Source organism: Klenkia sesuvii (assembly GCF_037083825.1).
In the GTDB taxonomy this organism is placed as follows: Bacteria; Actinomycetota; Actinomycetes; order Mycobacteriales; family Geodermatophilaceae; genus Klenkia; species Klenkia sesuvii.
Genome location: NZ_JBAPLU010000003.1, coordinates 301,440 through 321,994 on the forward strand (window position 1 = coordinate 301,440; position 20,555 = coordinate 321,994).

Below are 20,555 nucleotides of genomic sequence, written 5' to 3' on the forward strand. Positions count from 1 at the left end.
GGGCTCCGCCGTCCTCAGGGACGCAGGAGCCCGGCGAACGTCGCCCCGATCGACTCCCACGACCACCGGTCCAGCACCCACGCCCGGCCGGCGGCGCCCATGGCGGCCGCCCGGGTCGGGTCGGCCAGCAGTCCCGAGACCGCCGTCGCCACCGCGTCGGGGGAGCGCGGGTCCACCACGTGGCCGGTGACGCCGTCGCGCACGGCCTCGGGTGCCCCGCCGGAGGTGCCGGCGACGACCGGCCGACCGCAGGCCGCCGCCTCCAGGTAGACCATCCCGAGACCCTCCACGTCCAGCCCACCCCGGCGGGTGCGGCACGGCATGGCGAAGACGTCGCCGGCCGCGTAGTGCTCGGGCAGCGACCCCGGGGCCACCGGCCCGGTGAGCACCACCGAGTCGCCCAGGCCGAGCGCGGCCACCCGCCGGCGCAGCCGGGCCTCGTCCGGACCCCCACCCACCAGCAGCAACCGGGCCGCGGGGTGGGCGGCCAGCACCCGGGGCCAACCGGCCAGCAGCACGTCCTGCCCCTTGCGGCGCACCAGGCGGGACACGCAGACCACCACCGGGGCCGCGCCCAGGCCGTACCGGGCGCGCACCGCCGAGCCGTCCGCCCCGGGGTGGAAACGGGTGACGTCGACCCCGGGCGGCAGCTGGCGCAGCTGGGTGCGCGCAGCCAGTGCGGGGGCCAGCCGGCCGCGGGTGTACTCGGAGATGTAGGTGAGCACGTCGACCCCACCGGCGATGCGCTGCAGCAGGTGACGGCCCACCGGCAGCGCGACCCAGCCCGTCTCGTGCCCGTGGGTGATGCCCACGCTGCGCCGGACCCCGGCCCGGTGCAGGCCGGGCGCGAGCAGGCCGAGAGGGGCGGCAGCACCGAAGACGACCGTCTCGGCCCGGTGCTCGCGCACCAGCCCGGCGGCCACCCGCGCGGTGCGCGGGGTGGGCAGCAGCATCCCGGTCGGCAGTCGGACGACGCGGTAGGGCAACGCGGCGTCGTGCTCGGCCGCCCCCGGTGAGGTCGAGGCGAGCACCAGGACATCCTCGGGCGGCAGCCGGTCGAGCAGGGCGGCGACGAAGGTCTGGATGCCGCCCTGTCGCGGCGGGAAGTCGTTGGTGACCACCAGCGTGCGGGTCACCGCGACCACCCCTGCGCAGCCGCGACCCGCTGGGCGGTGGTGGGGTGCGACCCGAAGAACCACTGCCAGGCGGCCGGCGGGTCGGGCTGGTTCAGGTTGGCCACGGCCAGCCGACGCATGACGTCGGTGAACGCCCCCGGGTCCCCGGTCAGGTCGAGGGCGTGCTGGTCGGCCCGGGCCTCCAGCTGCCGGGACACCCCGTTCTGCACCGGCGTGGACAGCAGCGTGGCCACCGCGACCAGGAACAGCACGAGCGGGACCACGCGGCCGTCGCCGGGTCCGTCCGCGCCGGCTCGGCGCAGCAGCGGTGCCGACCCGAGCAGCCAGCCCAGCAGTGCCACCCCCGCGCCGGCGCCCAGCGCACCCACCAGCGTGCCGGTGAGGACGTCGTCGGTGGCCACGTGCCCCAGTTCGTGCGCGGTGATGGACTCGACCTGGTCGTCGGGCAGCTGCTGCAGGAGGGTGTCGTAGACGACGATGCGCCGGGTCGAGCCGAAGCCCGAGACGTAGGCGTTGAGCGCGGTGGTGCGCCGGCTGGCATCGGCGACCAGCACGTCCTCGACGGGGGTCCCGTTCTCCTCGGCGAGGGCCAGCAGGTCGCTGCGCAGCTGCCCGGCCGGCATCGAGGCGAAGTCGTTGAACGCGGGTTCGATGACCACGGGGTAGAGGAAGGACCCGGCCACCACGAGGCCCGCGGCGCCGGCACCGGCCCACGCCCACCAGGTGCGCGGGGCCCGACGGGCCAACCCCACGAGCAGCAGCAGCCCCAGCGCGGTGAGCCCGGCGGTGAGGGCGGTGTCGACGGCGACGTCGCGCACCCACAACGGCCAGCTGCGGGTGGACAGGCCGAAGCGGTGCCGCACCACCTCGCCGTAGGCGCTGAGCGGGACGGTGACCAGCCGGCCGACCACGGTGAGCACGAGGGTGCCGAGCAGCACCTGCCACACCCAGCCCCCGCCCAGCGGCCGGGCCACGGTGGCCACCAGGCGGGCCCCCCAGCGGGTCGACCCCAGCAGGCCGCTGACGACCAGGCCCAGTGCGAGGTTGACCAGCGACGCCGGCCGGAGCGCCGCGGCGAAGGCGTCGGCGCGGTCGAGCTGGGCGACGTCCAGACCGGCTGTGGGGTCGGTGACCTGCGGCGTCGCCGACCACGGGATGCGCAGCCACAGGACGACGACCAGCGCGAGACCGAGCACGAGCGCCGTCAGCAGCGCGAGCCGACGCGAACCCACCCGGGGAGCGTAGTCCGGCGGCCCTTGCGCCCCCTGCGACGAGCCGTCAGAGCAGGCGGCGAGCCCCCGCGTAGCCGGACATGTCGATGCTGGCCACCTTCACCACGTCACCGGACGTGGGCGCGTGCACCATCATCCCGTTGCCGATGTAGATGCCGATGTGGCTCACCGGGGAGTAGAAGTACACGAGGTCACCGGGCTGCAGGTCGGCCCGCGCGACCGGCGACCCCATCCGGGCCTGCGCGGCGCTGGAGTGCGGCAGCTCGATGCCCGCGGCTGCGTAGGCGTAGGCGGTCAGGCCCGAGCAGTCGAAGCTGCCCGGCCCACCGGCACCCCACACGTAGGGGTCGCCCCGCTGCGCCATCGCGGTGTCCACGACGGTCTGGGCTGCGGCGCCGTCGGCCACGACGGCGGCGGGAGCCTCGACCTCGGGGCCGCTCACCGCCGCCACCACCTCGGCCTGCTGCGGCGCACTGAGCGCGGCGAACTGCGCCTGGTAGGCGGCGATCTGCTGCTGCAGGTCGGCCTGCTGGACGGTGACCTGGTCGAGGGTCTGCTGGGCCTGGGCGGCGGCGGCATCGGCGGCGGCCTGTGCATCGGTGGCGGCCTGCGCGGCGGCTGCCACCTCACCCAGCAGGTCGTCGGTGCGCCCGGCGATGAGGTCGAGCGTGCTGACCTGCGCCAGGAAGTCCTCGGGCGAGCTGCTGGTCAGCAACGCGGAGATCCCCGACTGGTTGCCGGTGTAGGCGCTGACGGCGACCTCGTCCATGCGTGACCCCAGGGCCTGCAGCTGTGCCTGCTGCGCGGTCAGCTGCTCAGCCGCCGCGGCGGCGGCGGCCTGCTGCTCGACCAGCTGGACCTGCGCGTCGTTGACCTGCTCGGTGACGACCTCGAGCTGGTGGGTGGCGTCGGCAACCAGCTGGGTGGCCTGCTCCGGTGTCGTGGCCGCGGTCTGGTCGGGGGCGGCGGCTGCGCCCCCGGGCACCAGTGCCACGGCCAGGCCCAGCGCGCCGGCCAGGAGGAGGGCTGCCCCCGAGCGCTGACCCCGGGACGCCGGCGGCGTGGTGGCGACCGACGGGCTCGACGGGTGGGGCTGCTGGGGACGGTGGGCGACCACGGTGCGCGAGGACTCCTCGTTCCCCGATCGAGACCACCCGCGGACCAGATGGCGCCTGCTCGACCGGACCCGCCCGACGCTACGGGCGCGACCGGGCCGAAACGAAGGGTCAGGTACCACCCGATCGGCGTCCGAACTGCTAATCCCACGCGTGTGGTTCCGTCAGCTTCTGGGCGCACCGCGGCGACCCCGGCGTGTCGTGGGTCAGCCCACGTCACGGGTGGGCGGAGCTTGGTGCCGCAGCGGCGGGACCAGGCCCATCTCTGCCAACACGTACAGCGCCCGCCGCTCCACGTCGTCGAACTCCAGGCGGCGACCCCGCCGGGTCGGGCCGGACACCAACGCCTCCCCCAACGCCGCCCCCAACCCGGGCAGCGCGGGCTGGGCGGCGCGGCCGGGCCGACGGCCCAGGGGGACCACGGCGGCCGCGCTGCCGCGCTGGCCGGGGGTGCCCAGCAGCACGCTGACCACGCAGTCGCCGCAGCCCTCCCCGCGGACGGTGCAGGTGTCGCAGTCGATGAGCACGTCGGGCCTCCTGGCACGTGGTCGGAGCACGGGGCGGACCTCGTCCGGTCCGTCTCCACGGACGCTAGGACCGACCACCGACATTTCCGGCTGCGCGCCCGCCGGGGCGCCCGACCAGGCGCCCCGGTCAGCTGCCGGCGTACTCCCAGTGCCAGGGCTCCTCGCGGCCGTTGCCCTGGTCGGCCCAGGTCGGGTGGATGAAGCCGAACCGGCCGGCGTTGGCCACCATCCAGGCGTACTGCGCGGAGGAGTAGGACTCGATGCCGCCGCAGAGGTCCACCGCGAGGCCCCACCCGTGGTTGCTGGTGCCGGGTACGGCGGCCAGCGCGGGCTTCTTCCCGTACAGCGTCACCTGGCTGGCGTAGCTGCGGTAGGAGTCGGTGATGCACAGGGGCGACCCGAAGTCCCCGGCGTAGGCCGCCGACATCGCCCGGTAGGCCGCCGCGGCGTCGCAGCGCAGGGCGTGCCCACCGGTGCCCAGCGGGCACAGCGCCGACGGCGGGATGAGGCCGTTGGGGTACCCGCCCCAGGCTCGGGTCCCGCCGTAGCTGGGCGGGTACACGGTGTTGCCGCAGGCGACCGCGAGCGCGTCGCCGGTCGGGCCGGGCACCGCCACCGGCGGCCGCGGGGCCAGGCTCGGCCGGCCCACCCCCAGCAGCTGGTCACCGGGCAACGAGCGCACCACCACGGCCCCCGCCCGGCCGTCGGCGGCCAGCATCGTCTGCGGGTCCAGCGCGATCCCCACGTGCGACAGGCCCGCCTCCGGCGTGCCGAGGAACACCAGGTCACCGGGCAGGACGTCGGCGGGGTCCACCGCTGCGGTCGTGGCGAAGAGCTCGCCCTGGGTGGCCGGCAGCGCGACCCCCGCCGCGCCGTAGACCGCCTGCACGAGCGACCCGCAGTCGTAGGACTCCGGCCCCGCGGTCCCAGGCGCGAACGGCAGCCCCAGGTCGCCCATCGCAGCCGTGACCGCGGCGACGGTCTCGGCGGGCAGCACGAGCAGGGAAGCCGGCTGGCGGGGCAGCTGCGCCGCCCCCGGCTGCGCGGCGCCGGTGGCACCGCCCACCGGGACCAGGCCCCCGGGCAGCCCGGCGGCCGGGTCGCGCAGCTGGGCGGCGGGCGGGGGGACGACGCCGGCCGCGGTCAGCTCCGCGACGTACCCCGCCCAGGCCGCGGCGGTCTCCTGGTTCACCCGCACCTGCTCGGCCTGCAGCTGCGCCAGCTGCCGGTCGACCGCGCCCAGTGCGGCGTCGAGCTGGTCGGTCACCGCCGCCGCGGCGGCCTCCAGCTCCCCTCTCTGCGCGGTCACCTCGTCGGCCCGGGCCTGGCTCTCGGCCAGCGCGGCGTCGGCGGCCGACCGGTCGGCCAGCGCCTGCTCGCGACGCTGCTCGGCGGCCCGGAGGACCTGGTCGGTACCGGACTCGACGACGTCGAGGTACCCCAGGGCCGAGACCACGTCGCCAGGGTCGCCGCCGGCCAGCAGCAACGACAGGGTGGTCGGTGCGCCGCCGTCGCGGTAGACGGCGGCGGCGTAGCGGGACACCGCGACCCGCTCCTGGGCCAGCACCGCCTCGGCGTCGTCGACCTCCGCGGCGGCGTCGGCGACGGCCTGCTGGGCCTGCGCCAGCCGGTCCTGCGCCGCGGTCACCGCGGCCTGGTGCTCCTGCAGGTCACCCTGGACGTCGGCCGCCTGGTCCTGCAGGGCGGTCAGCTCGGCGCTGTCGAGCACGCCCGTGGTCCCCCCGGGCTGGTCGCTCGGGGCCGCCGACGCCGGCGCCACCGCGCCCGCGACGACCGGGCCCACCAGCAGCCCGGCGGCCAGCACGGCCGCCAGGACCACGCCCCGGGCGCCCCCGCGTCGTGGGTGCCTGCCCCGCGCCCCCGTCGTCCGGCTCGCCCTCGACCGCGACCGCACCCCGACCTCCTCCGGCGGCCGCGGCACGTCCCCGTCGACGTGCCGTGGACCACGACCGGACCGATCGTGCCTGGTCGGGGCGGGTACCGCCACCCCCGGGGCCGGCGACCCACCCCGGCGGGGGCCGGTTTGTCGGACCCCGCCCCTAGCGTCGACGACGTGACCGGCCCCTCCCCCACGCGCACCGACCGGCGGCCCCGACCCGCCGCCGTGCAGGTGACCATCGACGACCTCGGCACCCCGTTGACCGACGTCACCTTCGTGGTGGTCGACCTGGAGACGACCGGCGGGTCGGCGCACACCGACGCCATCACCGAGATCGGGGCCGTACGGGTCCGCGGCGGGGTCGTCCTGGGCGAGTTCGGCACCCTGGTCGACCCCGGGCGCGACATCCCGCCCTACGTGAGCGTGCTCACCGGCATCACCTCGACCATGGTCGCCACGGCGCCCCGCATCGAGGCGGTGCTGCCGGCGTTCCTGGAGTTCTCGCGCGGCGCGGTGCTGGTGGCGCACAACGCGCCCTTCGACATCGGCTTCCTCAAGGCCGCGTGCGCGCAGGTGGGCACCGCGTGGCCCCCGGCCGCCACGGTCGACACCGCGGTGCTCGCCCGCCGGCTGCTGACCCGCGACGAGGTGCCCAACTGCAAGCTGGGCACCCTGGCCCCCTTCTTCTCGGCCGGCACGCTGCCCACCCACCGCGCGCTCGACGACGCGAAGGCCACCGTCGACGTCCTGCACGGCCTGCTCGAGCGGTTGGGTCCGCTGGGCATCACCTCGCTCGAGGAGCTGACCGGGCTCACCCGGCAGGTCGACCCGCAGCGCCGTCGCAAGCGGCACCTGGCCGACGACGTCCCGCACGGGCCCGGCGTGTACGTCTTCCGGGGCCCCGGTGACGAACCGCTCTACGTCGGCACCTCCACCGACCTGCGCGCCCGGGTGCGCAGCTACTTCACCGCCGGCGAGCAGCGCAGCCGCATGACCGAGATGGTGGGCCTGGCCCAACGGGTCGAGGCGCTGCGCTGCGCCCACGACCTGGAGGCCGCCGTCCGCGAGCTGCGGCTCATCGCCCAGCACAAGCCCCGGTACAACCGCCGGTCCAGGTTCCCCGAGCGTCTGCTGTGGGTCCGGCTCACCGACGACGCGTTCCCGCGCCTGTCGGTCGTGCGCCGCGTCCGCCCGGGCACGGGCACGTTCCTGGGTCCGTTCGCCGACCGGCGCGCGGCCGACGCCGCGGTGGCCGCGGTCCACGAGGCCCTGCCCCTGCGGCAGTGCGGGGGCCGCCTCACCCCCTCGCCCACCCACCCCGGGTGCGCGCTGGCCGGCATGGGCCGGTGCAGTGCGCCCTGCACGGGCGCGCAGAGCCGGGAGGAGTACGCAGCCACCACGGCCGTGCTGAGCGCTGCGGTCGCCGCGGACCCGGGCCGGCTGTGCGCGCCCCTGCTCGGCCGGGTCGACCGGCTGGCGCACGAGGGGCGCTTCGAGGACGCCGCCGTGCTGCGCGACCGGCTCGCCGTGCTGGTGCGGGCGCTCCGCCGGCGGCAGAGGTTGGCCCTGCTGGCCGAGGTCCCCGAGCTCACCCTGGCCCGGCCCGACGGGTCCGGGGGGTGGGCGCTCTCGGTCGTGCGTCGGGGGCGGTTGGTCGCCGCCGGGGTGGCCACCCGCGGCACCCCGGTCCGGGGCTACCTGCAGCAGTTGAAGACCACCGCCGAGACGGTGCTGGGCCCCGAGGGCGAGCTGGCCGCCTCGGTGGAGGAGGCGGAGCTGGTCCTGCGGTGGATGGAGAAACCGGGTACCCGCCTGGTCGAGGTGACCGGCACCCTCGCCTGCCGTGCGCCCGGCACCGGGGCGCTGCGCGGTTTCCTCGACCTCGTCGACGCCGGCCGGACGGCCCGCGACCCCTTCGGCGATGACCGGGCGGGCCGCACGCGGTCCCGGCCCGAGCGGGTCACCGGTGGTGCGCCCGGTCGGGCACGTCGATCGGCGCTAGCCTCGCGGGTGTGATCACCGCCATCGTGCTCATCGACGCCGCCACCGACTCCATCGGCGAGGTGGCCACCGCCCTCGCCGACACCGAGGGCGTCAGCGAGGTGTACTCGGTGGCCGGCGGCGGCACCGACCTGATCGCCCTGGTGCGGGTCCGCGAGTTCGACGACATCGCCGACGTCATCGCCGGCCGGATCAACAAGGTGCCCGGCGTGCTGGACACCAAGACCCACATCGCGTTCCGGGCCTACTCCCAGCACGACCTCGAGTCGGCCTTCGCCCTCGGCCTCGACTGAGGGGCCCCCGCCCCCACGCGCCGGGGCACCACGGAGAGCCCTCCCCGTCACCTCGCCTGCTGGCTCACCGCCGCCCAGCGGTCCAGCAGCGCGGCGGCCCGGCCGTCGTCCACCGCGGCCGCCGCCCGCTCCAGACCTGCCGCGAGCTGCTCGGGCAACGAGCCCCGGTCCTGCTCGAACGACGTGAGCGCCGCTGCGGCGTTCAGCAGCACGGCGTCGCGCACCGGACCGGTCTCACCGGCCACCAGCCGTCGCACGACGTCGGCGTTGGCCTGGGCGTCGCCACCCCGCAGGGCGTCGGGAGGGGGCGTCGGCAAGCCGAGGGCGGCCGGGTCGAGCCGGTCGGGGACGACCTCGCCGTCGCGGACGACCCAGACCGCCGAGGTGGTGGCGGTGGTCAGCTCGTCGAGCCCGTCGTCCCCCCGGAAGACCAGGCCGCGGCTCCCCCGGCGGGCGAGCACCTCCGCGAGCACCGGGGCCATCCGCGCGTCGGCGCAGCCGATCGCCACGGCGACCGGGCGGGCCGGGTTGACCAGCGGCCCGAGGAAGTTGAAGACGGTGCCGATGCCCATCTCCCGGCGCGGCGCGGCGGTGTGCCGGTAGCCGGGGTGGAAGACCGGGGCGAAGAAGAAGCCGATCCCTGCCTCCGCCACGCAGCGCACGACACCGGCCGCCGGGAGGTCGATCACCACCCCGAGCGCCTCGAGCACGTCGGCCGACCCCGACGACGAGGACGCCGCCCGGTTGCCGTGCTTGGCCACCGGCACCCCGGCGGCGGCGGTCACCACGGCCGCCATGGTGGAGATGTTGACCGTGTGCGCGCCGTCGCCGCCGGTGCCGACGACGTCCACGCACTCGGTCGGCAGCCGGACCGGGGTGGCCTGCTCGAGCATGGTGGCCGCCAGACCGGCGACCTCGGCCGGTGCCTCCCCCTTGGCGCGCAGCGCCACCGCGAACGCGGCGACCTGGGCCGGGGTGGCCTCGCCGGTCATGATCTCGCGCATCGCCCAGGCGGTGTCCGGCTCGTCGAGGTCCTGCCCGGCGACCAGCCGGTTCAGCAACGCCGACCACCTGGGGGCCGCGGCGGTCATCCGCGACGGCCGGACGCGACCGGGCGGGCCCGCAGGAGGTCGGCGACCGCGCCCGGGGCGACCAGCGGGTCGACCGGGTGGGTCAGCGTGCCCTCGGCCATCGACCAGTGGGCCAGCCACCGGTCGGCCTGGCGGGCCACGAGCACCAGCACCGGGGGGCAGTCGGCGACCTCGTGCTTGAGCTGCCGACCGATGCCCATGCCCCCGGTCGGCTGGGCCTCGCCGTCCAGGACGCACAGGTCGACCCCGCCGGCGTCGACCGCCGCGACCACCTCGGCACCGGTGGCGCACTCCACCCAGCGCAGCGGGCCGACGTCGGCCGCCGGGTGGGTGCCCACCGCCGTGCGCACCGCCTCGCGGACCTCCGGTCGGTGGCTGAACACCACCACTGTGCGGGGAAGCGGTCGGGCCGCCGCGGCTGCGCTGCTCACGCGCCCGACCCTAGTGCCCCAGCGCACGCCGCCGGCGGTCCGTGCGGACCGCGCGCAGATCACGGTCAGGTCACGACCGTCGTCCCTCACGGTCGCCGGCCGGGCGGGACGCGGTCGGCGTCCGCCGACCCGCCACGGGCACCATCCGCGCCACTGCTGGGGATCGGCGCCGGGCCACTTCCCAGCTCCCTCCCGGGTTCGCCACGCCGTCGCACCCGCACTCGTCCCCCCGCTGGCGCGATGCCATGATGACGCTGTGACAACGGCCCCCGTGGCGAGCAGCACCTTCGACACCTCGCGGGTGCACTCCCTGACCCGACCGAACATGGTCAGCGTCGGCACGATCATCTGGCTCGCCAGCGAGCTGATGTTCTTCGCCGGGCTCTTCGCCATGTACTTCACCGCTCGTGCGCGCGCCGGGGAGCCCTGGCCGCCGCCGCCCACCGAGCTCGACCTGCCCTACGCGATGGTCTTCACGGTCATCCTGGTGGCCTCGTCGATCACCTGCCAGCTCGGCGTCTTCGCCGCCGAGCAGGGCAACGTGTACGGCCTGCGCCGCTGGTTCACGATCACCTTCGTCATGGGCCTGGTCTTCGTGCTCGGCCAGGCGAACGAGTACCGGGTCCTGGTCACCGAGCACGCGACCACGATCTCGTCCTCCACCTACGGGTCGGTCTTCTTCCTCACGACCGGTTTCCACGGCCTGCACGTCATCGGCGGCCTCGTGGCGTTCGTGTTCGTGCTCATGCGGTCCACGATGGGCCGCTTCACGCCGGCGCAGGCGACCTCCGCGATCGTGGTCTCCTACTACTGGCACTTCGTCGACGTCGTGTGGATCGGGCTCTTCGCCACGATCTACCTGATCCGCTAGGGAACCGGTGTCCTCCACGAACCCCTCCTCCGACGCCCCGACCGCCGACGGTCGCTGGGCGGGCCTGCGGGCCCGCTTCGGCAGCCGGGCAGCCGGCTCGCCGGCCAGCGCCGCCCGTGACCGCCGCCGCTCCAAGCAGCGCCGGCGCATGGCCAACGTCGCCGGCCTCATGGCCGCCCTGGTCCTGACCGGGGTCGGCTACTCCGCCCTCGCCCCCGCCAACGCCGCGGACGACGCCGCCACCGGCCAGTCGTCGGCCGAGGCCGCCGGACAGGCGCTGTACGAGCGCAGCTGCATCAGCTGCCACGGCAGCAACCTGCAGGGCGTGGCCGACCGCGGACCGTCGCTGATCGGCGTCGGCGAGGCCTCGGTCTACTTCCAGGTGCACACCGGTCGCATGCCGCTGGTGCGCCAGGAGGCCGACGCGGCCCGCAAGCCGCCGGTGTTCGACGACGCCCAGATCGAGCAGCTCATGGCCTACATCCAGGCCAACGGCGGTGGGCCGACCCTGCCCAGCGGCGACCTGCGCGACGGCGACCTGGCCGAGGGCGGTGAGCTCTTCCGGCTCAACTGCGCCTCGTGCCACAACTTCGTCGGCGAGGGCGGCGCGCTGTCCTCGGGCAAGGCGGCACCCAGCCTCGAGGACGCCAACGACCTCGAGATCTACGCCGCGATGCTGAGCGGCCCGGAGAACATGCCGGTCTTCGGGGACAACCAGCTGACCCCCGAGGAGAAGCGCTCCATCATCGACTACGTCCAGACCCTCAAGGAGCAGGCCGACCCCGGAGGCGCCGGCATCGGTCGCGCCGGGCCGGTCTCCGAGGGTCTGGTCATCTGGGTCGTCGGCATCGGCGCCCTGCTCTTCGGGATCTTCTGGATGGGGACCAAGGCGTGAGCACGCACGACCGGGCCGGGTCCGGCCCCGCGGACGACTCCGGCCCGCTGCACGGCGGTCCGGACGACGACTACACCCCCGAGCAGCTGGCCGGCATGGACCGCGAGGACCTCAACCGGCTCGGCGCCCGCTACGACGGCGTCGAGGTGCTGCACGTCGACCCGCCGCCGGCACCCGGCTCGGGGCTGGAGAAGCAGGCCTCCCGCCAGGTCGCCGGTGCCTTCGGCCTCGCCGGCCTGTTCGCCGTCGCCTTCTTCGTGGTCTACGCCGGCTCCGGCTGGTTCCTGCCCGACTGGCAGTGGGCCTCGGAGGACAACGGCTGGAGCGCGCTCTACACCCCGGCCCTCGGCCTGACCATGGGTGGCGCGCTGCTGTTCATCGGCGTCGGCCTGGTCCTGTTCGTCAAGAAGCTGCTGCCGCACGAGACCGCCGTCCAGGACAAGCACGACGGGTCGGCCTTCGACCGCACCACGACGGCCGCGACCCTGCTCGGCGGGCTCGACCGCACCGGCTTCCCGCGCCGCAAGATGATCGGCCGCACCCTCGGCTTCGCCGGTGGTGCGCTCGGCCTCATGCTGATCGCGCCGCTGGGTGGCCTCATCAAGAACCCGAACAAGGGCAACCCGCTCGGCACCACCGAGTGGGCCGAGGGTGTGCGCCTGGTCCGCGACGACGGCTCCCCGATCCGTCCCGGCGACCAGGAGCCGGGCTCGCTGGAGACGGTCTTCCCGGCCGTCCCCGGCGGCAACCGCGCGGCCGACGCAGCCACCATGCTGATCCGGCTGCGTCCCGAGCAGATGGCCAACCTGCGGCCCCGCGAGGGCCAGGCCGACTTCGGCTACGGGGACTACGTCGCCTACTCCAAGATCTGCACCCACGCCGGGTGCCCGGTCTCCCTGTACGAGCAGGAGACCAGCCGCATCCTGTGCCCCTGCCACCAGTCGCAGTTCGACGTGACCCAGGGCGCCAAGCCGGTCTTCGGCCCAGCCAGCCGCGCTCTGCCGGAATTGCCGATTACGCTGGATGACGAGGGGTTCTTCGTCGCCCGCAGCGACTACATTGAGGCCGTCGGCCCCACCTACTGGAACCGGGAGCGGATCTGATGGCTACCTCCGTCGCGCCGAACCAGGCGGCGCCCCGGGTCAGCAAGGCCGCGTCGGAGATCGACGAGCGCCTCATCGTCGCCGGTCCCCTGCGCCGCACGCTCAACAAGGTCTTCCCCGACCACTGGTCGTTCCTGCTCGGGGAGATCGCGCTCTACTCGTTCGTCATCCTGCTGCTGTCGGGCACCTACCTGACCTTCTTCTTCGACGCGTCGATGGCGGAGGTCGCCTACGAGGGCAACTACGCACCGCTGCGCGGCGTGGAGATGTCGCAGGCCTACGAGTCCACGCTGGCCCTGAGCTTCGACGTCCGCGGCGGTCTGCTGATCCGGCAGATCCACCACTGGGCCGCGCTGCTGTTCGTGGCCTCGATCGTCGTCCACCTGCTGCGCATCTTCTTCACCGGCGCCTTCCGCAAGCCCCGGGAGACCAACTGGGGCATCGGCGTGGTCCTGCTGGTCCTCGCTCTGCTGATGGGCGTCACCGGCTACTCGATGCCCGACGACCTGCTGTCTGGCACGGGCCTGCGCATCATCTCCGCCATCCTGCTGTCCATCCCCGTGATCGGGACCTGGGCGCACTGGGCGGTGTTCGACGGGGACTACGTGGGCGACGCCATCATCGGGCGCTTCTACATCGTCCACGTGCTGATCCTCCCGGCGATCATCCTGGCGCTCATCGCCGTGCACCTGCTGCTGCTGATCAAGCAGAAGCACACCCAGTTCCCCGGCCCGGGTCGCACCGAGCACAACGTGGTCGGCAACCGGCTCTTCCCGGCCTTCGCCGGCAAGGCCACGGCGCTGTTCTTCATCGTGTTCGGCCTGTGCGCCGCGCTGGGCGGGCTGGTGCAGATCAACCCGATCTGGCTGTGGGGCCCCTACAACCCCGCGCAGGTCTCCGCCGGCTCCCAGCCCGACTGGTACATCGGCTTCCTCGACGGCTCGACCCGGCTCATGCCCGGGTGGGACATCAACCTGCCCGGTGACTACACGATCCCGGCGCTGTTCTGGCCGACCGTCGTCGTCGCCGGTGCGATGTTCACCGTGCTGGCGCTCTACCCCCAGATCGAGCGCAAGCTGACCGGGGACACCGCATCGCACCACCTGCTGCAGCGTCCGCGCGACGTCCCGGTGCGCACCTCGGTGGGCGCCATGGCCCTGACCTTCTACGGCGTGCTGTGGATGTCGGGCGGCAACGACCTCATCGCCGACAAGTTCGACATCAGCCTGAACGCGATGACCTGGGTCGGGCGCATCGGCATGGTGGTCCTCCCGCCCATCGCCTACATGCTCACCTACCGCATCTGCCTGGGCCTGCAGAAGCACGACCGCGAGGTGCTCGAGCACGGCATCGAGACCGGTGTCATCCGCCGGCTGCCCAGCGGTGAGTTCATCGAGGTGCACCAGCCCCTCGGCCCGGTCGACGAGCACGGCCACGGTCAGCTGACCTACGGCGGCGCTCCGGTGCCCAAGCGGATGAACCAGGTCGGCGGCGCCCGCCGCGCGGTCAAGGGCTTCTTCAAGCCGGTCGAGGACCCGGCGCAGGTGGAGCTCGAGTCGCGGCAGGAGCGTCGCGGGCTGGCCGCGGCGGAGTCCGACGAGCACGTCGGTTCGGGTCGGCCCTCCGACGGCGGTCGCCCGCAGGACCCGCGCGACTGACACCAGCAGCACCGACAGCGGGCCCCCTCCCCCACCGGGAGGGGGCCCGCTGTCGTCCTGCGGTCCCTTGCAGCGGCTTGGTGGACAGACCGACCTCGCCCACCAAGCCGTGTTCGGCAGCACCGTCGTCGACGCCCCGTCCTCGGGCTCCGTGCACGGCGTGTGGCCCGACTCCTCCACCAGCACGTCTGCGTCTCGAGGACCCGCACCGATCCGCCGCCGAGTGGCGTCCCAGGGTGGGATCTGTGCGCCCTGCGGACCGTGGGGCGCCACTCACCGCTCTGCGCGCCCTCGTCGGAACTCAGCTGCTCCGGACCCGAGGCGTCCAGCCACGCCGCGGACGCGTCCACATCGGTGCCCCGGGTCCCGATGACCCTGAGCGGCGGGCGGACGTGGGGACGGTCGCACGGCGGACGGACCCGTGAACGGCTGACCCGCGGACCGCGGATGAACCGCTGACGGCAGACAGTTGAGTCCCGCATAGCGGTGTAGCGCGGTAGCCGGCCTCGTCGGGGGCGGCCACCGCGTGATCTTCGAGTCAACCTTCCACAGAATCCTCGAGGACCAACACGATGACCGCTCCATACATGGTCGACCCTGCCGGCGTGCTGGGCGAGGCCTTGTCCCAGGCGTCGCCGGACCTGATGCGCTCGCTGCTGCAGACCATGATCAACGCCCTGCTGTCGGCTGATGCCGACGCAGTGGTCGGCGCCGAGTGGGGCCGACCGAGCCCGGGGCGCACCGCGCAGCGCAACGGCTACCGCCACCGCGACCTGGACACCCGGGTAGGCACCATCGACGTGGCGGTGCCCAAGCTGCGCACCGGGACCTACTTCCCCGAGTGGCTGCTCGAGCGCCGCAAGCGCGCGGAGTCGGCGATGATCACCGTGGTCGCCGACTGCTACCTCGCCGGGGTCTCCACCCGCCGGATGGACAAGCTGGTCAAGACCCTGGGCATCGACTCCCTGTCGAAGTCACAGGTCAGCCGGATGGCCGCCGACCTCGACGAGACCGTGGCCCAGTTCCGGCACCGCCCGCTGGGCCCGGCGGGGCCGTTCACCTTCGTGGCCGCCGACGCCCTGACGATGGAGGTCCGCGAAGGCGGCCGGGTGGTCAACGCCGTGGTTCTGCTGGCCACCGGGGTCAACGCCGATGGTCACCGCGAGGTCCTCGGCCTGCGGGTGGCGACCGCCGAGACCGGTGCGGCGTGGGCGGAGTTCTTCGCCGACCTGGTCGCCCGCGGCCTCACCGGGGTCGCCATGGTCACCTCCAACGCCCACACCGGACTACGCGAGGCGATCGCTGCCCACCTGCCCGGCGCGGTCTGGCAGCGCTGCCGCACCCACTACGCGGCCAACCTGATGAGCATCTGCCCCAAGAGCATGTGGCCAGCGGTCAAGGCCATGCTGCACTCGGTCTACGACCAGCCCGACGCCACCGCGGTGCACGCCCAGTTCGACCGGCTCATCGACTACGTGCAGGCCAAGCTGCCCGCCGTCGCCGACCACCTCGCCGGCGCCCGCGAGGACATCCTGGCCTTCACCACCTTCCCCAAGGACGTCTGGACCCAGGTCTGGTCCAACAACCCCACCGAGCGGCTGAACAAGGAGATCCGCCGCCGCACCGACGCCGTGGGCATCTTCCCCAACCGCGACGCCATCACCCGCCTCGTCGGCGCCGTCCTGGCCGAGCAGACCGACGAATGGGCCGAAGGACGCCGCTACCTCGGACTCGAGCTGCTCACCAGATGCCGCACCACACCCGACCCCACCACCCCGATCGGAGCCGACCACATGCCCGCACTCGCAGCCTGACCCCACCCACCCAGATCACGCACCGCTACACCACCTCCAGGGGCTTGACCTGGTGCTGGCCAACTGCCACCACCCTTCCCTGGCCCGCCCGCTGAAGGCCGGGTCCATGGGACGAGCCATCCCGGGCTGGGACGTCACCGTGCTCGCCGACGACTCGGACGCGCCGGCAGGTCCCGGCGTGCTCGGCCGGGTCGCTGTGGAGGTCCCGGCGAGCCCTGCGATGACGTTCAGCGAGTACCAAACAGTTGGGCAGGCAGCGTCGAAGTTCACGGCTGACCGGCAGTTCTACCTGACTGGGGACACCAGTCGGGTCGACGCAGAAGGCGACTTCTTCTTCTCCTCGCGGGACGACGATGTGATCATCATGGCCGGCTACCGGATCGGGCCCTTCGAGATCGAGTCCGTGCTGGCACAGCACCCGGGCGTGGTCGAGTGCTGCGTGGTGGCCGCACCCGACGAGGTGCGGGGAGAGGTCATCGAGGCCCACGTCGTCCTCCGGGACGGGGTCGAGGGCACACCGGAACTCGCCGCGGAACTGCAGCAGTTGGTGAAGACGCGCTACGCAGCGCACGCCTACCCCCGTGCGATCCACTTCCGCGACGCGCTGCCCAAATCCCCGAGCGGGAAGATTCAGCGGTACATGCTCCGTACGCGACCCGGGACGCCGTCGTGAGTGGAGAACCGGTCCAGGTCGAGCAGCGCGGCGAGGTTCGCTGGCTGACCCTGAACAGGCCCGATCGGCGCAACGCCCTGGATGCCGCGCTGATCAGCGCCCTCGACGCGCAGATCAGCGCCGCCGACCAGGACCCAGCCACAGCGGTCGTCGCGGTCGCCGGCGCTGGACCGTCGTTCTGCGCAGGTGGTGATTTCCAGGAGTTCCTCGCCCTGGACGACGCCGGCACGCATCCCGTGGAGTTCCTGCAGCAGGTGTCGAGCTGTTTCACCCGCATCTCGGCAGCCGCCACCCCCTGGGTCGCCGTCCTGCACGGCCACGCCGTCGCCGGTGGTCTTGAGCTGGCCCTGGCCTGTGACCTGGTGGTGGCTGCCGACGACACACTCATCGGTGACGGACACCTGCAGAGCGGTCTGCTACCGGCGGGGGGTTCCAGCGTTCGGCTCCCGGCCGCCGTGGGCCACGGGTTGGCCCGCCGGATGCTCCTGACCGGGGAGCTGCTTCCGGCCACGGCCTTCGCCGCGACGGGCTGGATCGACCGATGCGTTCCGCGCGCCGAGCTCGAGGACGCAGCGATGGCGGTCTGTCGACAGCTCGCGGCAACGGCCGGCCCGAGCCAGTCGGCCCTCAAGGACCTGCTGCACCGGATAGCCGGGGCAGACCCTGGCCCGGCACTGCAGACCGAGCTCGCTGCCTTCGCCCAGAACTGGAGCACCCAACCGGTCGCCGATGCACTGCGGGCCTTCCTCGGCTCGGCTCCGACCCGCACCTCATCCACGCCGCTCATGACTGGAGACACCTCTCGATGACTCGATACGAGGGCCAGGTCGTCGCGATCACCGGCGCCGCGCAGGGGCTCGGCCTGGCCATGGCCAACCGCTTCGCCGCCGAGGGCGCCACCCTCGCGTTGTCCGACGTCTCGGCCGATGCGCTGGCGCAGGCCGGTCGGGACATCCGCTCCTCGAGCGGGGCCTCCGTGCGCGCCGACGTCCTGGACGTGACCGTCTCCGCCGACGTCGAGGCCTGGATCGGTCAGGTGCAAGGTGAGACCGGTGGCATCGATGTCCTGGTCAACAACGCCGGCATCATCCGCGACAACCGGATCGAGGACATCACCGACGCCGACTGGCGGGCGGTCCTCGACGTCAGCCTCGGCGGGTCCTTCTACTGCGCCCGTGCCGTGTTCGGCGCCATGAAGGAACGCGGGTACGGCCGGATCATCAACTTCTCCTCCATGTCGTGGCGCGGCAACTTCGGTCAGTCCAACTACGTCGCCGCCAAGGCCGGCCTCGTCGGGTTCACCCGCACCTTGCCCTGGAGGGCGCGCGGCACGGCATCACCGCCAACGCCATCGCCCCCGGGCTCATCGAGACCCCGATGCTGGCCTCCATGAACGGCCCCGCCCGGGACAAGCTGATCGCCAAGGTGCCCATGCGGCACACCGGGAAGCCCACCGACATCGCCGAGGCCGCCGCCTTCCTCGGGTCGGAGGCCGCCGGCTACATCACCGGCGTAGTGCTCGACGTCGACGGCGGCATCTCCGTCGGTTCCTCCATTCGCTGAAACCGCGCCACCCGTCCCGGCGACCGTCGGGCCGGCCCCCGCAGTCCTCGACGAGGAGTGACCCGATGACCCACATCTACGAGCGCGATGTCCCCCTGACCACCCGTGACGGGGTGACGCTGCGCGCCGACGTCTGGCGGCCCCGCGACGGGCAAGCACCGACGCTGCTGGTGCGCACCCCGTACGACAAGCGGGCGACCACGATGGCCGGTGGACCCGAATCGAGGACGCCGTCTCTGTTGGCGCTGCTCAACGCCGGCTACGCGATCGTCTGGCAGGACGTCCGGGGGACCAATGCGTCCGACGGTGAGTTCAGGCCGAAGCTCGACGATGTGCGCGATGGTCAGGACACCGTCGCGTGGATCCTGGAGCAGGACTGGAGCGACGGGTCGATCGGAACGTACGGCGGGTCGTACTTGGGCATGACCCAGTGGGCCCTGGCCACCACGGTGACCGATGAACTTCGTGCGATCGCGCCCTCCGTCGCAGCGTCGAACTGGTACTCCGGTCTCTGGTACTCGCCCGGGGGGCGCTGTGCCTGAGCCTGGTGACGCTGTGGTGCGGGGGCATGTACGCGATGCAGGAGCAGCGGGCGCTCCAGCGCGGGACGAGCAAGGACCCCTCGGCGCTCGCCCGGCTGGGTGCCGCGCTGGGGAACCCCTTGTCCCTGGCCGACCACACGCCGGTCGCCGACGTCCCGGTGCTGGGCAAGGGTCGTTGGCTGGACGACTGGTTGGCCCACCCGACCTTCGACGCGTACTGGAAGGCCCAGGACTGGTCCACCTCGCTGGACGAGGTCACCGTCCCGGTCCTGGCCATCGGCGGCTGGTACGACCTCAAGGTCCATGGGTCGGTCGCGGACTTCGTGCGCATCCGCACGGCTGCCGGCACGGAACGAGCCCGCGAGGAGTCCCGGATGATCATCGGTCCCTGGGACCACTTCAACCAGAGTGGGCGCTACCCCGACCGGCACTTCGGGACGCTGGCGGCAGTCGACCCGAGCCCGACGTACGTGGAGTTCTTCGACCACCACCTGAAGGGCGCCGCGCCGGCCACTCCGGCTGCGCGGGTACGGATCTTCGTGATGGGGATCGATCAGTGGCGTGACGAGGTCGACTGGCCGTTGCCCGACACCCACTACACCAACTTCTACCTCGCCAGCGGCGGCTCGGCCAATACCCGCGATGGCGACGGTGCTCTCATCAGCGATCCCGAGCCCGGCGCCGCGAGTGACGAGTTCCGCTTCGACCCCACCGATCCGGTCCCCACCGCAGGTGGAGCACTCCTTCCGGGCCTGCCCGGTCTGGTCGGTCCGGTCGACCAACGCGTGGTCGACCTCCGCACGGACGTGCTCTGCTACACCGGCCCGGTGCTCACCGAGCCCGTGGAGGTGACCGGTCACGTCGAGCTGAAGGTCTTCGTCTCGGCCACCACCGTCGACACCGACATCACCGCCAAGCTCGTCGACGTCTTCCCCGACGGCAAGGCCATCAACCTCTGTGACGGCATCCTGCGGCTGCGCTACCGCAACAGCCTGTCCGAGCCTGAGCTGATGACCCCCGGTCAGGTCTACGAGGTGACCGTCCCCATGTCGGTGACCTCCAACGTCTTCCTGCCCGGCCACCGGATCCGCCTGGACATCTCCGGCAGCAACTTCCCGCACTACGACCGCAACTCCAACACCGGCGGCGACATCTCCACCGAGGCCCTCGACGACATGGTCGCCGTCGACACCACCATCCACCACGGCGGCACCCGACCCAGTCGCCTCGTCCTGCCCCTCATCGACCGCTGACGCACCACGTCACCCGCTCGTAGTCGCGGTCCAATCCCGGACCGCGACGGCGGGCACGTGGCGGGTTCTCGGCGCCCAGCCTTCATCCGCTGCACGTGCCCGCTCTGCCTGACCAGGCCAACCGAGCAATTGACATCGCCGCCGCGGCCACTCGGATCTTCTACGACGAAGCCCGGGACGTCGCCGGGGTCCAGCTGCCGGTCAACCTGGGTCGGATCAACCGGTGAGAACCCCGCACTGTCTCGCTCCGGGTTTGATGGAGGCATCGAACCCACGGGAGCATGACGATCATGGCAGCACCACGGAAGTACCCCGACGAGCTGCGGGAGAGGGCCATCCGGTTGGCCGTCGACGCCCGGCGTGACCCGGCCACCCGGCCGGGGGCGTTGGCCCGGGTGGGTAAGCAGCTGGGCATCAACCCCGAGACGCTGCGGAACTGGGTGACCCAGGCCGAAGT

18 protein-coding genes and 2 pseudogenes are annotated in these 20,555 nt (G+C 73.3%); 13 read left to right on the forward strand and 7 right to left on the reverse strand.

All coding sequences use genetic code 11. From position 1 onward, the window contains the following. Positions 1-14: 14 nt before the first annotated feature. From TEK04_RS04975 to TEK04_RS04995, 5 genes are all read right to left on the reverse strand, one after another. Positions 15-1,136: a glycosyltransferase family 4 protein gene (locus TEK04_RS04975; RefSeq protein WP_336403210.1), complete on the reverse strand. Its 1,122-nt coding sequence runs from the start codon at positions 1,134-1,136 to the stop codon at positions 15-17. Next, positions 1,133-2,368 carry a M48 family metallopeptidase gene (locus tag TEK04_RS04980; protein WP_336403211.1) on the reverse strand — a complete coding sequence of 412 codons (1,236 nt, stop codon included), beginning with the start codon at positions 2,366-2,368 and terminating at the stop codon, positions 1,133-1,135. Before TEK04_RS04980 ends, TEK04_RS04975 begins: the two co-directional genes overlap by 4 nt. 46 nt (positions 2,369-2,414) lie before the next feature. Continuing rightward, entirely contained in the window at positions 2,415-3,485 is a 1,071-nt protein-coding gene (locus TEK04_RS04985) for a C40 family peptidase (protein WP_336403212.1), read from the reverse strand. A 204-nt stretch (positions 3,486-3,689) separates the two neighbouring features. After that, positions 3,690-4,010 carry a hypothetical protein gene (locus tag TEK04_RS04990; RefSeq protein WP_336403213.1) on the reverse strand — a complete coding sequence of 107 codons (321 nt, stop codon included), beginning with the start codon at positions 4,008-4,010 and terminating at the stop codon, positions 3,690-3,692. A gap of 127 nt (positions 4,011-4,137) precedes the next feature. Next, positions 4,138-5,850, reverse strand: a complete 1,713-nt coding sequence (locus TEK04_RS04995) for a D-alanyl-D-alanine carboxypeptidase family protein (protein ID WP_336403214.1) — start codon at positions 5,848-5,850, stop codon at positions 4,138-4,140. A 234-nt stretch (positions 5,851-6,084) separates the two neighbouring features. Here TEK04_RS04995 and TEK04_RS05000 point away from each other — a divergent pair, with 234 nt between their 5' ends. Together TEK04_RS05000 and TEK04_RS05005 are read left to right on the forward strand one after the other, a co-directional pair. Next, positions 6,085-7,926 carry a DEDD exonuclease domain-containing protein gene (locus TEK04_RS05000; protein ID WP_336403215.1) on the forward strand — a complete coding sequence of 614 codons (1,842 nt, stop codon included), beginning with the start codon at positions 6,085-6,087 and terminating at the stop codon, positions 7,924-7,926. Beyond that, the gene (locus TEK04_RS05005; protein ID WP_336403216.1) at positions 7,923-8,204 is read left to right on the forward strand and encodes an Lrp/AsnC family transcriptional regulator; all 282 of its coding nucleotides are present in this window, start codon (positions 7,923-7,925) and stop codon (positions 8,202-8,204) included. Before TEK04_RS05000 ends, TEK04_RS05005 begins: the two co-directional genes overlap by 4 nt. Positions 8,205-8,251: 47 nt before the next feature. Here TEK04_RS05005 and trpD read toward each other — a convergent pair whose 3' ends face one another. Continuing rightward, on the reverse strand, positions 8,252-9,295 hold the full coding sequence (gene trpD, locus TEK04_RS05010) for an anthranilate phosphoribosyltransferase (protein ID WP_336403217.1): 1,044 nt from the start codon (positions 9,293-9,295) through the stop codon (positions 8,252-8,254). Further along, positions 9,292-9,726 (reverse strand): hypothetical protein, encoded by a 435-nt coding sequence (locus TEK04_RS05015; protein WP_336403218.1) that lies wholly within the window; start codon positions 9,724-9,726, stop codon positions 9,292-9,294. The genes trpD and TEK04_RS05015 overlap by 4 nt, the downstream gene beginning before the upstream one ends. 256 nt (positions 9,727-9,982) lie before the next feature. On the opposite strand from TEK04_RS05015, the gene ctaE reads away from it, so the two are divergent. The 11 genes and pseudogenes from ctaE to TEK04_RS21335 form a co-directional block, all read left to right on the forward strand. After that, complete coding sequence (gene ctaE / locus TEK04_RS05020) at positions 9,983-10,597, forward strand: aa3-type cytochrome oxidase subunit III (protein ID WP_336403219.1); 615 nt, start codon at positions 9,983-9,985, stop codon at positions 10,595-10,597. Between the two features lie 7 nt (positions 10,598-10,604). Further along, positions 10,605-11,492, forward strand: coding sequence for a cytochrome bc1 complex diheme cytochrome c subunit (qcrC, locus tag TEK04_RS05025; protein ID WP_336403220.1), 888 nt, complete (start codon positions 10,605-10,607; stop codon positions 11,490-11,492). Further along, positions 11,489-12,595 (forward strand): cytochrome bc1 complex Rieske iron-sulfur subunit, encoded by a 1,107-nt coding sequence (gene qcrA, locus TEK04_RS05030; protein ID WP_336403221.1) that lies wholly within the window; start codon positions 11,489-11,491, stop codon positions 12,593-12,595. Before qcrC ends, qcrA begins: the two co-directional genes overlap by 4 nt. Further along, a complete protein-coding gene (gene qcrB, locus TEK04_RS05035; protein ID WP_336403222.1) occupies positions 12,595-14,253 on the forward strand; it encodes a cytochrome bc1 complex cytochrome b subunit in 1,659 nt (552 codons plus the stop codon). The genes qcrA and qcrB overlap by 1 nt, the downstream gene beginning before the upstream one ends. A gap of 572 nt (positions 14,254-14,825) precedes the next feature. Next, positions 14,826-16,067 (forward strand): IS256 family transposase, encoded by a 1,242-nt coding sequence (locus TEK04_RS05040; protein ID WP_336403223.1) that lies wholly within the window; start codon positions 14,826-14,828, stop codon positions 16,065-16,067. Positions 16,068-16,206: 139 nt separating this feature from the next. Then, positions 16,207-16,740, forward strand: coding sequence for an AMP-binding enzyme (locus TEK04_RS05045; protein ID WP_336403224.1), 534 nt, complete (start codon positions 16,207-16,209; stop codon positions 16,738-16,740). Further along, on the forward strand, positions 16,737-17,549 hold the full coding sequence (locus TEK04_RS05050) for an enoyl-CoA hydratase/isomerase family protein (RefSeq protein ID WP_336403225.1): 813 nt from the start codon (positions 16,737-16,739) through the stop codon (positions 17,547-17,549). Before TEK04_RS05045 ends, TEK04_RS05050 begins: the two co-directional genes overlap by 4 nt. Next, positions 17,546-18,303 (forward strand): annotated as a pseudogene (locus TEK04_RS05055) (SDR family oxidoreductase). The gene TEK04_RS05050 and the pseudogene TEK04_RS05055 overlap by 4 nt, the downstream one beginning before the upstream one ends. Before the next feature lie 110 nt (positions 18,304-18,413). Then, positions 18,414-20,098 (forward strand): annotated as a pseudogene (locus tag TEK04_RS05060) (CocE/NonD family hydrolase); the annotation flags it as partial. Positions 20,099-20,193: 95 nt separating this feature from the next. Beyond that, positions 20,194-20,325 carry a hypothetical protein gene (locus TEK04_RS05065; RefSeq protein WP_336403226.1) on the forward strand — a complete coding sequence of 44 codons (132 nt, stop codon included), beginning with the start codon at positions 20,194-20,196 and terminating at the stop codon, positions 20,323-20,325. 63 nt (positions 20,326-20,388) lie between these two features. Further along, on the forward strand, positions 20,389-20,555 hold a 167-nt coding region (locus tag TEK04_RS21335; protein WP_432277316.1), incomplete at its 3' end, for a transposase.

What these genes read in the sequence shown, in the direction of transcription:
- trpD (WP_336403217.1), bottom strand. Translation starts at nt 9,295, where the DNA reads ATGACCGCCGCGGCCCCCAGGTGGTCGGCGTTGCTGAACCGGCTGGTC.
- qcrB (WP_336403222.1), top strand. Translation starts at nt 12,595, where the DNA reads ATGGCTACCTCCGTCGCGCCGAACCAGGCGGCGCCCCGGGTCAGCAAG.
- TEK04_RS05040 (WP_336403223.1), top strand. Translation starts at nt 14,826, where the DNA reads ATGACCGCTCCATACATGGTCGACCCTGCCGGCGTGCTGGGCGAGGCC.